The organism is Vibrio sp. GJ43-1 (assembly GCF_055808835.1).
Map to the genome: position 1 here is coordinate 669,864 of NZ_CM147885.1, position 14,303 is coordinate 684,166.

The window sequence follows — 14,303 nt, forward strand, 5'->3', positions numbered from 1 at the left end:
TGCGTTGTTGGCTTCAAATGGTGTTTGAAACTCGCGCTTTGGCAGCGGTATGTGCAGCGCTGCTGCGGTTAAACGTTCCGAGCAGCGCGATAGGTTAGCGATATTGGTTAGGGTCGCTTTAGCGGATTTTACTTATTGGTAATTGGTAATTGGTTATTACTTGTTGGTTGTTGGTTGTTGGCTATTGGTGACAGGAGAGGTATCGCTTATGACCTTAGGTCGCGCACAAAGTGCATATAGACAAGGTATGACAATTAATACAATCGGTAATGAGAGCAGCAATCCATACCCAAGCGTTAATGACATTGGCCCCATATAGACATCGGTACCGCCAATACCGTAAGCCAATGGCAGTAAGCCTACCACGGTTGTGATTGATGTCAGCATGATAGGCCTGAAGCGGCTTGCTGCGGCTTCAACAATCGCGTGAGTGACAGAGAAACCCTCTCGTTGCAGTTCGTTAATACGGTTGACGAGGACCAGCGCGTTATTGACCACGACCCCAGCCATCCCCAATATACCAACCAAAGCAAATAACGAAATAGGCTGCATGTGGAGAAATAGCGCCATTAACGCAGAGACAATAGCAAACGGAATGACGGCCATGATCAATAGCGGCTGTAACAATGACCCAAACATAATGGCGAGCACAAAATAGATGCCAATCATTGCAGAAGGAAAAGCGACAAAGAAGCCAGACATAGTTTCGTCGGTGTTCTCTGCTTCACCACCAACATCGAGTCTTACGCTGGTTCCTACCTGTTGTGTTAACGCTTGAGTCAGTTGCTGACTGAGTGCTCCAGAGCTTAGGTTGTCATCGATAATTTGCGCGCTAACCAATATTTGGCGATCGCCGTTGTAGTGGAGAATTTCTCGTGGCGCTTGAATTTCTTGAACTTTTGCTAAACGGTTGAGTGGCACTTTTACCCCTGAAGGTGTGGTGATTTTAGTGGTGGCGAGCTTGTCGAGATTGCGATATTTTTCATCCAGTATCACGCGCAGCTTCACTTCTTCGTCGCCAATCCATGTTGATGTCACCGTATCACCATCAAACGCAATGCGCAGCGTATTGGCGAGATCTTGCACGGTTAAATTGTAGCGCGCTAGCCACTCGTATTGTGGTAATACTTGTAATTGTGGGTCGGTCAATACTTCGTTATGAGTGACGTTATCAAGCCCACTGTGCAGGCTCATCCAATCCATGACAAGGTCCAATGCTTGTTCGCGCTCTTGCTGGTTATTGCTGATGATGCGAATTTCTACCGAGTTCACCGGGAGGGGGACTACCTGCATCTACTGTGAACTTTACAAAATTGATACTGGTCGAGTTGGCCAATTCGTGGCTGAGCGAGTCGGCGATATCATTGGCGGTTCTTGTGCGTTGATCAACATTTGTCAGCGTGATCAACCCACGGCTCACAGGGCTGGAGTACGTGATTTGATGCGAGACGACTTCATTGCTTGGTAATGCTGCGATAGCGTTCTCTAAGTCCGTATGGGTTTGGCGGACTTTATTGAGCGGGGTGCCCGGAGCGATCTCTGTGTAAATCTCAATGTATTTGGCCGCATCACTTGGAAAAATGTCGAGCTTTAGTGTGGTTAATAGCGTTGAGCTGCCCACAAGGCACGTAAGTGCGAGCACTAAAATGCGTTTTTTACGAGCTAAACAGTAGCAAAGTATCGCTTTGTAGCGCTGAATGAGTGCTGTGAAGCGCGTATTGTTCGAACCATTCCTCGGGGGGCTATCGAGTGATGTAGCCAAATGTGCAGGCAGAGTAAAGGTACATTCTGCCAGTGAAAATAAAAGCGCGGTAATGACCGTGATAGGAATAACAATGATGGCTTTGCCCATGGTGCCTGGAATAAAAAACATAGGGATGAAAACCAGCGCCGTTGTTGTCAAGCTGGCAATGATGGGGCGAATGACGTTCTGAACCCCCAAGGTCGCCGCTTCAACGCCAGACTTCCCTTGTTCTTTTTGTTGATAAATACTCTCGGCGACGATGACTGAATCATCGACAATAATACCGATTACCAGAAGTAAAGCCGCAAGGGTAATACTGTCTAGATTCATGCCAAGTGCGGGTAAGACGGCCATGACCCCAAGTACACAAAATGGAATGGAGACGGATACCCAAAAGGCGACTTGGCGTTTCAATATCATACTTAGAACAATAAGAACCAGAATGAGCCCAACTCCACCATTGGTGGTGACGATGGAGAATTTTTCTGCCATATCATCCGCTAGGTTTAAAGTAATCGGAAAGCTAAACTGACCTTCTAGGCGTGTATTCTCTTGATCTAAAATTGTTTTTACGCGGTCGATAGTGGCAATAATGTCCGCACTGGCATTTTTGCTGATGGAGAATACCACGGCGTTCTGCCCATCCACCATACCCAGCTCAGTGGCTTTCTCAAACCCATCGGAGACTTGAGCAACATCCCCCAATCGGATCATTTCACCGGTGGGCAAGACATCGATGATGGTGTTGGCGAGCTCTTCAACTGTGTGAATTTGCGTGAGGGTAACAATGCGTTGGTCGTTGTCCCACGACTCCACAATTCCCCCAGAAAGTGACAGGCTACGCGTATTAATCGCGGCAATGACATCATTAAAGGTTAATTGATATCGAAGTACTTTGGTTGGGTCAACCTCAATCCAAAACTCTCTCTCGGTGTAGCCGTCCAGACGCACGTTTCCGACACCGGGGACTGATCTTAACCGCTTTTCAAGTTCACGAGTGTATTGCTGTAATGCGTGATTATCGAGCGTTGTTACTACGCCGAATGTCATAACATCGAAAGAGGAGGTGTCCTTTTGGACGACTAACGGAGGGTTCGAGATATCTTTTGGTAGACCTTGAACACGATCCACGGCTTGTTGAATATCACGAACCGTCTTATTGACCTCATAACTTTCATCGAGCTCGATGTTGATATAAGACTGGCCATCAAAAGACTGAGAGTAGTAGGTTGTGAGCCCTTGAATCGACTTCAGCTCTTTCTCAATTTTGTTGGTGATGTTTAACTCAATATCTTGCGAAGATGCCCCCGGATATTGTGTCGTGATCTCGACTTCCGCAAATGCCACGTCAGGGAGCTCTTGAAGTTTGAGAATGCTGATTGCGCCAGCCCCCACTAAAAGCACCATTATGGTAATAATACGAGCGAGAAAACTGCGCCTAGCAAAGTAGGCAAGAAAAGTGTTCATTCGAGACCCCTTAAGTTGAATTAGCAATCACTAGATTGACGATGGTTGAATGAGTAGTGGTGAATCGCGAGGGCTTAATTAAGCGAACCGAGATAATTAAGTGAACCTAGTTAATTAGCTGGATTCCGTTAATTACACGGATTTAGTTAATTACACAGACTTAGCTAATTACACAGATTCAGTTACCTGACGAAAATGTTGTCGTGGCATGTAAGGACATCCCTGGTCTAAAGAGGTGTTGGCTATTCTCGATTTCAATTTCGACCGGATAAGCAAATGTCTTAGCGTCTAATTCCACACCAATACGATTGATAATTGCGGTAATTTTGTGGTTTGGGTTGGCTTCCGCCCAAAGTTGAATTGGTTGCCCAACATGAATGGACGCGAGGTCAAATTCACTGGCAAGTAGCCGTGCATTGAGTGTATCGATATTCGTTAATGTGAAGAGTTGATCACCTCGGTTCACCCAGGCACCTTCGTTGACATTTCGCTCGACGACATAGCCATCAATAGGTGAGTAGACCGTGGTGTTCTTTAGATCTAACTGCGCTTTATTGAGTTCTATTTTTGCTAATTCCACATTAGCCTCCGCTGCCGCATAGTCTGCCTTTGCAACATCAAGTTCATTTTGAGACAGGCTGTTTTTAGCGCGAAGGGCTTGGTAGCGAGAGTATGTGGATTTATTAATATGTAAATCGGCTTCAACCAGCTTCAGGCTGGCCCTCTGCTTCTGTACTGCTAACTCAAAATCTTGTCGCTTGATCTCGGCTAGGGCTGAGGAAGCGGTGATCGCATCACCAACCTGCCATGAGGTTGTTTTGATCACGCCGCTCACTTCGGAAACAATACGAACGGCATTTTTGCTGGTGGTTTTACCAATTAATTCAACCGCATATGAGTGGCTGATAAATACGGATAGGCTGAGAAAAGTAATGAGTAATGAGGTTTTCATGGCTAACTCCACAAATGGATTTTTCCATAGTGTGTCGTGCTGCGTGTCGATTTTATGTCGAATGCGCGGCGGATGTTACGATGTGGAATTTGGTCATTATTCGACATTAATTCGACATGTTTTATCTATAATAGAAGGATGTTTTAGGGGCAGAGGAAAGCGCATGCTAGCGGGGAAAAGAATACTGGTTGTTGAAGACAATGAAGAGTTGCAAGGCATCTTGGCTGATTTTTTAGAAGTGAAAGGGGCAGAAGTCGATTTTGCTGATAATGGTGAGCTGGGTTTAGAGCTTGCCCTAGAGCATGAATTTGATGCCATTATTTTGGACGTGATGATGCCGAAAAAAGATGGGATGCAAGTGGCACGTGAACTGAGAGAGCAGGGCAGCACAACTCCCGTTTTGATGCTGACAGCACTTAACGGACAAGAAGACTTACTTATGGGGTTTGAAAACGGCATCGATGACTTTATTAGTAAGCCATTCCAATTTCCAGAACTGGAAGTTCGACTATTGGCATTAATCAAGCGTTTTCGAGGTGAGGTCGCGTTATCTCGTCTTCAGTTTGGTGATCTGACGATTGATCAAAAAAACCATCAGGTGATGCGTGATTCTCAACCGTTAACGGTGACTCATGCGACGTATCAAATTTTGTTGGTGTTAACTAAGGCTCAGGGAGAAGTGGTCTCTAGAGAGACGTTGATTCATCAATTGTGGGGAGAAGATATACCGGATAAAGACGTGCTAAGAAGCCACATCTATTTATTAAGAAATGCGCTAGACAAGCCATTTGAGCACCAGATGTTGGTCACCGTACCAAAAGTGGGTTTTAAATTGGTGGCGGTATGATGGGGTTAAAGCGCAGGTTTAAAAAGTGCCAACGAAACACTATTGAAGATGTGAAAGCGCGGCTCATTATGACCTTTTCTATAATGGCACTGTCGTCCTCGTTTCTGGTGTTTTTTTCGTTCTCACTCTATCTGGTCTTCAATGAGGACAATCAAATAGAGCGTCACTTAGTGTCCTTCGAGCAGGTTGCCATCCAGCATCATGCACTAGATAACGCTAAAGTAGTGTCGATTAGTCCCAATGTCACGGCGTACTTTAGCGAGCAAGCGTTAACAGAAAGGTTAAAAGCACAAGCGCCTTACCCTCTAAATGAAGTGACTCGCTACAACCGCTTTAGTGAAGATGGGTTTCTTGTCTTTCATACTGAATTTATCGACAAAACAGGGACTTTACGCCCCCTGTATCTAAGTGTTGGTATGCGAGCTCTGGATTTTGGCGACGACAGTTGGGATAGCTTGATGCTGGTTGCTTTAGCATTAATGCTCATGCTGATTGCATTTTTACGTGTCTCTTTGCAGCGCATGCTTGGAGGATTAATGTCACCGATCGCAGATCTAAGTGAACAGCTAAAATCTGAAAAGGCACAGCGTTTTTCCGTGTCTTCGAGCTCGATTGATGAAGTAAAACAACTGGCGGATCACCTCAATAGCTACACTCAGATGAAAGATCGGCTAGTTAAACAAGAACTTATGTTTGCCAAATACGCCAGCCATGAATTAAAGACACCAATATCAATCATCCTTGGAGCGGCCAATTTGCAAGCGATGAAACAACAGAAAGACTTTCAAGCTAGGCAGCGTCAGCGCATTATTCATGCTGCGGAAGGCATGCAGGCAACCGTGGAAGTATTGCTTAACATTGTTAAACAAGAAAATACCGAGCATAAAAATACGTTAACTGAGTTTTCGTATGACGATATTGATGTGCAAAAATCGATAAGTAAGCGACACCCTGATGTGCAATTTACACTGAAAATCGCAGATAACACGCCGTTGAATTTCCCTCCTGCGGTATTAAATATGCTCTTAAAAAACCTCATTGATAATTCGGCTCGCTTTACTAAACAAGGGCATATTAATGTTGAGGTGACATCACAGGCGATTACTGTCACTGATTCTGGGTGTGGCATTGGTGGGCAGAATGAAACTGAGCATGGACTGGGGTTACTTATCGTGCAGCGATTATGCGCAAGTTATGGTTGGTCATTTACCCTGAGCAATAATGCACACCAAGCGGGCTGTACCGCACACTTAGAAAGGGAGAGTTAAGCCTACATTGTTCGGGAGGAGAATAGTTGGCGTTGTCGTAAAATACAAACGAGAGGGTATTTGCCCTCTCGTTTTCTACACAGAAATGTCTATCGATTAAATGTAGATTAGCTTAGCGACGAACACTGCCGTTAATACGTACATAGAGATGGAAACATCTTTCGTTTTTCCAGTACACACTTTAAGTACGGTATAGGTAATGAACCCCAGTGCAATACCATTGGCGATAGAGAAGGTTAACGGCATCATTAATGCTGTAATGGCAGCGGGTGCACCGTTAGTGAAGTCTTTCCAATCGACATGCTGCATGCTGCTCATCATGACAAACGCTACGTAAATCAGAGCGCCAGCGGTGGCGTAAGAAGGAATCATTCCTGCTAATGGCGACAGAAAGATGGCGGCAAGAAATAGCGCTGCCACAACGATAGCGGATAAACCTGTACGAGCCCCAGCGGCGACGCCAGAGGCACTTTCTACGTAACTGGTGACGGGTGGGCAACCCACACATGCACCAGCCACACTGGCGATACTATCTGCTTTCAGGGCTTTACTGAGCCCTTCAATTTTCCCCGTTTCTTTATTGATTAGGTTAGCACGTTCGGCAACACCCATTAGTGTACCTGCCGTATCAAACATGTTTACAAACAAAAAGGCGAGGATCACACTGATCATTGATATGTTGAGTGCACCACTGATATCCATAGCAAGAAAAGTAGGGGCAATGCTCGGTGGCGCCGCAAAGAAGCCATTATATTGCACAAGACCAAGCATCATTCCGACGATAGTAACACTTAAAATACCAATTAGGACGGCGCCAAAAACTTTGCGTTCACTTAATACGGCAATGATCAAGAACGCCATCGCTGCGAGAATCGCGTCGGGCTTGGTAAAGTCGCCCAGAGATACTAATGTGGCAGGGTTTTCTACGACAATACCTGCTGTTTTAAGCCCAATTAGGCCTAAGAAAAGCCCCACACCAGCAGTCATGGCAAACCGCAAACTGTGTGGAATACTTTCAATAATCCATTGCCTAATTTTGTAGAAACTCATACCAACAAACAGCACACCGGAAATAAACACTGCGCCTAATGCTACTTCCCAGCTATAGCCCATCTCACTGACGACAGTGAATGAGAAGAAGGCGTTAAGGCCCATGCCTGGAGCCAGACCCACAGGCCAGTTAGCGAATAGCCCCATCAGCAAACAGCCAATGGCGGCGCCAATACAGGTGGCAACGAAGACAGCGCCCTGATCCATACCAGAGGCTGCCATGATGCTTGGGTTGACAAAAATGATGTAGGCCATGGTGGCAAAGGTTGTGACCCCGCCAAGCATTTCGTTTTTGACACTTGAACCGTGTTGTTTGATCTTAAACCATCGTTCGAGAAAGCTATTCTCATTGGTTTGATTAAGTGTTTCTGCTTTACTTTCGTTCATTTCAGCAAGTCCTTCTAGTATTGACTGTCCCTAAACTGCACACGACCAAGCTCATCACATCAACAGGGTGTTTGATGCTTATTGATGAGTCTTTACGACGTCGAGGTTTGCTTTCGAGAGTGTGGTGCGATCACAACTAAGTAATCGTAATAATTATTCTCTTATGTAGAACGTTTCATTGTTGGTGGATCAGCTGCCTCTGTAAGTGGAAAAGCTGTATGGAGAAACCAGCAGTGGCACATGATAGTGCGACGCTTCGTCATTAAGTCCAAAGCGGATCACTACGTCATCCAGAAATGGAACATCATCGAGTTCGACGCCCTGCTGTTGGAAGTAGGGCGCAACGTGAAAGACGAGCTGATATCGGCCGTGCGACAAACGCCGCTCCTTCCAGTAGCGGTGCATTGGTTCTGCCATCGGAATTGGTGTCAGTTTGTAGAATTTGAATTGGTGTATCACCGTCCAAGCGGTATAGCACCACCTGGATGTTGGCACCTGGAACACCACTCGCGGTGTCGAGAACGTGCGTAGTTAATTTTCCCATAAGATGTGCTCGCATTTATATTCTTGATAATAATATGTACACAATATCTACAATTAGTAAAGGTTGTTGTTATGAAAATGTTGCGTTACCTAACGATTTTTTTGAGGTTATTTTCTGTTTGGATGAAATTATGGCGAGTTAAATTATCATTAAGTATTTGATTTAAAATGAGTGAAATAAAAAAATTAACTTTAGAAACAAAATCTTTACATTAAAATAAAAAATTGTATACAATAAATGTATTGAGTGGATCGGCCGTTACGCATTTATACGGCGAAATTCACAGGACTTATGGACTAGCAGGAGCGATTGGATGAGTCAGGATTATTCTCGCAATCTTATCGGATATGGACCAACGCCCCCTCACCCCATGTGGCCAAATGAAGCTCGCATTGCGGTTTCTTTTGTTCTGAATTATGAGGAAGGGGAGAGCGATGTTTACTGCATGGTGATGATGAATCAGAAGCATTCCTGTCTGAAATCCCAGGCGCTCAGGCAATTCCGGGTGAACGCCACATGAGCATGGAATCAATCTATGAATATGGCAGTCGTGCAGGTGTATGGCGGATTTTACGCTTATTCAAACAATACGATATCCCGCTGACGGTGTTTGCAGTGGCTATGGCCGTTGAGCGTTACCCAGATGTCGCCATTGCGATGAAAGAAGCAGGGCACGAGATATGCAGCCACGGCTATCGCTGGATTGATTATCAATACATGGACGAATCTGAAGAGCGCGATCATATGATGAAAGCCATTGAGATTATTCAACGAGTCACCTATGAGCGTCCACAAGGTTGGTATACGGGGAGAACGGGGCCGAATACGCGCAGACTTGTGGCCGAAGAGGGCGGTTTCGCTTATGACTCTGATGCCTATGACGATGACTTACCTTATTGGCATACAGAAGCCGGACGGCCGCAGCTGGTGATTCCCTACACTCTGGATGTCAATGATATGCGCTTTGCGACTGCGCAGGGGTTTAATTCCGGTGAGCAATTTTTTCAATACTTGAAGGATACGTTCGATACGCTTTATGCCGAAGGTGAGAGTGCGCCGAAAATGATGTCTGTCGGATTGCATTGCCGTTTAATTGGTAAGCCTGGAAGAATTGCGTCTCTTAAGCGATTCATTGAATACGTTCAGCAGCACGACAAGGTTTGGTTATGCCGACGCATAGATATCGCTAATCATTGGCATCAAACCCATCCTTATCAGGCTGAATCTAAGTCGTGAACACGGCTACCAATGCCATTCAATACCACCATACTTTTAACTCGATGTAAGGAAGCATAGATATGACACCGTTTAAATTTGGCAAACCGACGCAATTAAATAAAACCGACTTTGTCGCGCGGTTTGCCGATATCTATGAGCACAGTCCTTGGGTGGCGGAGTCGGTTTTTGAACAAGGGCTTGCTGAGCAAGATAACCACATTGAATCACTGCATGAAAAAATGGCGTCAGTATTACTGGCAGCCCCTTATGAACAACAACTCGCGCTTATTAATGCTCACCCAGACTTAGCGGGCAAAGCAGCGATAGACGGAGCACTCACGGCGGCTTCAACTTCAGAGCAAGCAGGGGCAGGTATTGACCAGTGCTCGAAGGAAGAGTTCGCACAATTTACCACTTATAACGATAGCTACAAAAGTCGCTTCACATTTCCCTTTATCATGGCGGTAAAAGGGGCCAATCGTTACCAAATTCTTGAATCGTTCGAGATGCGATTAGGCAATGATAGTGAAACTGAGTTTGCTACGGCGATTAATGAAATCAACAAGATAGCACTTTTTCGCCTCAGAGATATGTAAGTCATAGGAAGACAGCTATTTCTGCTAATGGTGAGGTGAAAACGGCCTAACACGCCATCACCTGACACTCATTTTATTATTTATTGATTAATTGAACTGGATGACCGGATATGTCCTTAGATTTTGAACAGTACATCAACTTAGCCGATGAAAAACTCGGTGCTCAAGCGCTTTTTGCCACCGATGATTTTTTTGCTGATAAGTCGCGTTTGTTACGCAGAGCAGCGCCAGAATGGAAAGATGATGTTTATGATGACAACGGCAAATGGATGGATGGCTGGGAAAGCCGTCGCAAACGCAGTGAAGGCTACGATTACTGTGTCGTGAAGCTGGGGTTAGCTGGCACCATTGCTGGATTAGATATCGATACTTCGTTTTTTACTGGTAACTTCCCGCCATCGGCCTCTGTTGATGCGATTTATAGTCCAAATGAAGATCCAACGGATTTGGATCATTGGGAAGAAATTTTACCATCACAAGCGCTATCTGGAGACCAACACCATCTCAATGACATTGCCAGTGACAAAGTGTTTACTCATGTTCGTTTAAACATTTACCCAGATGGCGGTGTTGCGCGACTACGTGTTTACGGACAACCGAGCGTTGATTGGGAAGCGATCGATTCACTGCAGCAAGTTGATCTCGCAGCGGTAGAGAATGGTGGCCGAGCTTTAGCTTGCAGTGATGAGCACTATGGTAATAAGTCTAATATTCTTGGCCCTGGACGTGGTGAAAACATGGGTGACGGTTGGGAAACGGCGCGTCGTCGGACGCCAGGTAATGACTGGGTTATTGTCGCGTTAGGTCATGCTGGCAATATCGGACGGGTTGTTGTCGATACCGCGCACTTTAAAGGTAACTTCCCAGATAGCTGCTCTATTCAAGCGGCCTATGTGAAAGGTGGTACGGACGATCAAGTCGCAACACAAAGCCTTTTCTGGCAAGAGCTACTTCCAGCACAAAAACTCAACGCTCATGACATTCAGGAGTTCGTGTCGCAAGTGAATGAGATAGGCGCGGTGACACACGTTAGGTTAAATATTTTCCCTGACGGAGGGATTAGTCGTCTTCGTTTGTTTGGTACCAAAGCAGACTGAAGAATGAGGAACGTATAATGAGTAATGGAATCCGCCGTTTAGCGATTGAGCCTCTCACCCAAGAGCGTTTTTCTGATTTTGGTGACGTTATTGAGACCGAAAATCGAGACTACTTTATGATCAATAACGGTTCGACGCGCCGCTATCATCGCCTTGCTGACACCGATGTTGATGAACAGCAAGGGCAAGCGATCATCAGTATATTTCAGGCTATGCCGTTGAAATACCCACTGACGATAGCAATGCTAGAAAGGCATCCTCTTGGTTCGCAAGCGTTTATCCCATTACTTGGTCAACCGTATCTTATTGTCGTTGCAAAGAAAGGGGACACACCGTCACTGACGGAATGTCGCGCATTCATCAGTAATGGGCGACAAGGTGTTAATTATCATAAAGGGGTGTGGCACCACCCAGTTCTGACACTGACTGAGAACGATCAGTTCTTAGTCGTTGACAGGGCAGGTGATGGGCATAACTGCGATGAAGTGTTTTTTGATGAGCACCTTGTCTCGCTTCATCTTGATGATATCCCACAATGAGTGAGCACGACGATAAGCTGAGTGTAAAGGAATGAATGCAGCGCTTAGATTGAGGCTGCTAAGAAGGAGTATGTTATGGATCCGCACATGACAGAATGGTTGAACCTATTAATTCGATGGGTTCATATGGTCGTCGGTGTCGCTTGGATTGGCGCATCGTTTTATTTTGTTTGGTTGGAAAACAACCTTAACCGCAGTAACCCAAAAGAAGGGCTTTCGGGCGATCTTTGGGCGATTCACGGTGGTGGCATCTATCACCTTGAGAAATACAAGTTGGCTCCGCCTAAAATGCCAGATAACTTACACTGGTTTAAATGGGAAGCGTACTTTACTTGGATAACAGGGGTCTGCTTACTCGGCGTGGTGTATTACCTCAACGCAGACCTTTATCTTGTTGCCCCCGGCTCTGGTATCGATTCTGCTACCGCCATCGCGATTGGCATTGGGTCTTTAGCCGTTGGTTGGTTGGTTTACAGCTTTCTTTGTGATTCATTCTTGGGGAAAACCCCGGTCATTCTGGGTGTTGTGCTGTTTCTTGGTTTGGTCGCGGCGGCGTATGGATTAACTCAGGTCTTTAGTGGACGAGGCGCTTACATTCATGTTGGTGCGATAATTGGCACTATCATGGTGGGTAACGTGTTTTTTGTTATCATGCCCGCACAGCGCAATCTGGTGAAGGCGATAGAAGAGAATACCGAGCCAGATCCACGTCTGCCAGCCAAGGGCTTATTGCGTTCTAGACACAATAACTACCTCACCTTGCCTGTGCTGTTTATTATGATCAGCAACCATTTCCCAAGTACCTATGGTTCACACTATAACTGGTTAATATTGGCGGGATTATCGGTATTTAGTATTTTGGTTCGCCATTATTTTAATACTCGACATGGTAGCCAAAAATTTGCTTGGACTATACCTGTTGCTGCATTAGGTATGATCACATTGGCCTTTGTCACCTCACCGTATGCGAATAAACCGACCTCGCCTCAGGTGGCACATACCGAGAGTCATGTTACTGTGAATGCTGATACTGAAAAGAATGCTGAACAGGATGAGGCGAGCTCTTCATTTGCTAAAATCAATCAAGTGATTCAAGTGCGTTGTACGGTGTGTCATTCGGCCACCCCTTCACATGCCGCGTTTCAAACCGCACCGGGTGGCGTTATGCTTGATACGCCTCAGGAAATTAAAATCAACGCGTCTCGTATTGTCGCTCAGTCCGTAACGACGAAAGTCATGCCGTTGGGTAATTTGACCCAAATGACTGATGAAGAGAGGGTTTTAATTGGTGAATGGGCAGAGCAGGGCGCGCAAATACAGTAATAGGCGAGTACAGCCATTGATTGGCGAGTTTGCTACAGCATCGTAACTGGGCAAATGAAATGGAAGGCATCAGAGTCGACAGGTTCTGGTGCTTTTTTTATGTTTGGGATTTAACCATTGGGTTGAGTAAAGCACGTTAGAGGGGGGAAGCAACCCGCCGCGGTTAAGCGGCGATGATTTGAAGGGAAAAACAGTGGTTTAGAAAAGGTCATTAAGTAAGTCGACTAACTCATTTTCTGTCGTTGGCATTTTCGCAAGCTCAATGCAAGCCGAGCTGCCACCTTTGAGCATATAAGCTCGAGTCGTGCAGTGGTCGTGATGAAACCATTTTCCGTTGATACAAACGTCCGTATAACACCGTGGGTCTTGTTTAAGTTCCATGCTAAATCCTTTTCGTTAACCTTAACAACATGCTATTAACATGACTGTTTTTGTGGATGATTGATTTGATCTAGATCAATAGGCATAGTGGATTAACACTATAGGGGTAATAGAATTGTGTAGATATAACACGCGATAACGGGGGTGTTTATAGTGACAAATAGTGTTTCATGGTTTTATTTTAGACGAGTGAACTGATTTGTGGGTTTGACTAGGCGAATACTGTGGCAAGAAGAAAATGAGATTTTTTGAGCGGTATCGAATTAAGTCAGGATAGTGATTATCGGTCATGGATGGGGCTTGTTAATAAACGTAACAAAGACCCCGCAATATGGAGTCTTTGTTAGTGGGTTTTTAGCGCAATCCGTGTTCGTTAGCCAGCAATGACAATGCGTTTGACGTCGATGGTTGCGTCTTCCCATGCGTCTTTATCTAAGCTACCAATAATGGTGATCGTGTCATTGGGTGTGACATCGACGCCTTGCCATACGCGGTCATCAATTTCGACCACAATGGTGTTGGTGCCATCGCTAAATTGATAGTCTTCATCGCCGAGTGCTTGAGTAATGCTGCCTGTGATTTTTACAGGGGTATCGTCATTGGCTTTTAGTGCTTGAGCAACCGTAGTTTGCATACCGCATGGTTGGGCCATTAAAGCCACCAGTCGCTGGGACGGTGTTTGCTGCTGCGAAACCAGATGTTAGGATAAGCGTTGTTGCGATAATGATTTTTTTCATGTGAACCTCAGAACGTATGTTATTCGTTATTGTGCTATTAGCCAGCAGTGTCGTTAATCGTTTTTACGACCAATTCTTAGAACGGTACGACCTTAAATCGTTAACTAATCCTATGAATCGCAGCCTTAGCGTTTCGTTGATGGTGCTACTATG

Annotated in this window: 10 protein-coding genes and 3 pseudogenes; 7 read left to right on the plus strand and 6 right to left on the minus strand. The window is 45.4% G+C overall.

Translation table 11 applies throughout. The features are described 5' to 3' along the window. Positions 1–156 precede the first annotated feature (156 nt). Together AC0L66_RS20300 and AC0L66_RS20305 are read right to left on the minus strand one after the other, a co-directional pair. Positions 157–3,211 (minus strand): annotated as a pseudogene (locus tag AC0L66_RS20300) (efflux RND transporter permease subunit). Between the two features lie 178 nt (positions 3,212–3,389). Beyond that, positions 3,390–4,163: an efflux RND transporter periplasmic adaptor subunit gene (locus tag AC0L66_RS20305; RefSeq protein WP_265674342.1), complete on the minus strand. Its 774-nt coding sequence runs from the start codon at positions 4,161–4,163 to the stop codon at positions 3,390–3,392. A 163-nt stretch (positions 4,164–4,326) separates the two neighbouring features. Here AC0L66_RS20305 and AC0L66_RS20310 point away from each other — a divergent pair, with 163 nt between their 5' ends. Both AC0L66_RS20310 and AC0L66_RS20315 read left to right on the plus strand, forming a co-directional pair. Further along, positions 4,327–5,010 carry a response regulator transcription factor gene (locus AC0L66_RS20310; RefSeq protein ID WP_265674341.1) on the plus strand — a complete coding sequence of 228 codons (684 nt, stop codon included), beginning with the start codon at positions 4,327–4,329 and terminating at the stop codon, positions 5,008–5,010. A 68-nt stretch (positions 5,011–5,078) separates the two neighbouring features. Beyond that, the gene (locus AC0L66_RS20315) at positions 5,079–6,278 is read left to right on the plus strand and encodes a sensor histidine kinase (RefSeq protein ID WP_473570647.1); all 1,200 of its coding nucleotides are present in this window, start codon (positions 5,079–5,081) and stop codon (positions 6,276–6,278) included. A gap of 96 nt (positions 6,279–6,374) precedes the next feature. On the opposite strand, the gene AC0L66_RS20320 is transcribed toward AC0L66_RS20315, so the two are convergent. Both AC0L66_RS20320 and uraH read right to left on the minus strand, forming a co-directional pair. Beyond that, positions 6,375–7,715 (minus strand): NCS2 family permease, encoded by a 1,341-nt coding sequence (locus AC0L66_RS20320; RefSeq protein WP_265674339.1) that lies wholly within the window; start codon positions 7,713–7,715, stop codon positions 6,375–6,377. A gap of 189 nt (positions 7,716–7,904) precedes the next feature. Beyond that, positions 7,905–8,259: pseudogene (gene uraH, locus AC0L66_RS20325) on the minus strand (hydroxyisourate hydrolase). Positions 8,260–8,572: 313 nt separating this feature from the next. Here uraH and puuE point away from each other — a divergent pair. The 5 genes and pseudogenes from puuE (at position 8,573) to AC0L66_RS20350 (ending at position 13,032) form a co-directional block, all read left to right on the plus strand. Then, positions 8,573–9,495: pseudogene (gene puuE / locus AC0L66_RS20330) on the plus strand (allantoinase PuuE). A gap of 62 nt (positions 9,496–9,557) precedes the next feature. Beyond that, positions 9,558–10,073 (plus strand): 2-oxo-4-hydroxy-4-carboxy-5-ureidoimidazoline decarboxylase, encoded by a 516-nt coding sequence (uraD, locus tag AC0L66_RS20335; protein WP_265674336.1) that lies wholly within the window; start codon positions 9,558–9,560, stop codon positions 10,071–10,073. Between the two features lie 110 nt (positions 10,074–10,183). Then, complete coding sequence (gene alc / locus AC0L66_RS20340) at positions 10,184–11,170, plus strand: allantoicase (RefSeq protein WP_265674335.1); 987 nt, start codon at positions 10,184–10,186, stop codon at positions 11,168–11,170. Between the two features lie 17 nt (positions 11,171–11,187). Beyond that, complete coding sequence (locus tag AC0L66_RS20345) at positions 11,188–11,709, plus strand: ureidoglycolate lyase (protein WP_265674334.1); 522 nt, start codon at positions 11,188–11,190, stop codon at positions 11,707–11,709. Positions 11,710–11,784: 75 nt separating this feature from the next. Further along, positions 11,785–13,032: a urate hydroxylase PuuD gene (locus tag AC0L66_RS20350; protein ID WP_265674333.1), complete on the plus strand. Its 1,248-nt coding sequence runs from the start codon at positions 11,785–11,787 to the stop codon at positions 13,030–13,032. A 198-nt stretch (positions 13,033–13,230) separates the two neighbouring features. On the opposite strand, the gene AC0L66_RS20355 is transcribed toward AC0L66_RS20350, so the two are convergent. After that, positions 13,231–13,413, minus strand: coding sequence for a hypothetical protein (locus AC0L66_RS20355; protein ID WP_265674332.1), 183 nt, complete (start codon positions 13,411–13,413; stop codon positions 13,231–13,233). Positions 13,414–13,786: 373 nt separating this feature from the next. Further along, positions 13,787–14,065, minus strand: a complete 279-nt coding sequence (locus AC0L66_RS20360) for a YgiW/YdeI family stress tolerance OB fold protein (RefSeq protein ID WP_473570650.1) — start codon at positions 14,063–14,065, stop codon at positions 13,787–13,789. Positions 14,066–14,303 lie beyond the last annotated feature (238 nt).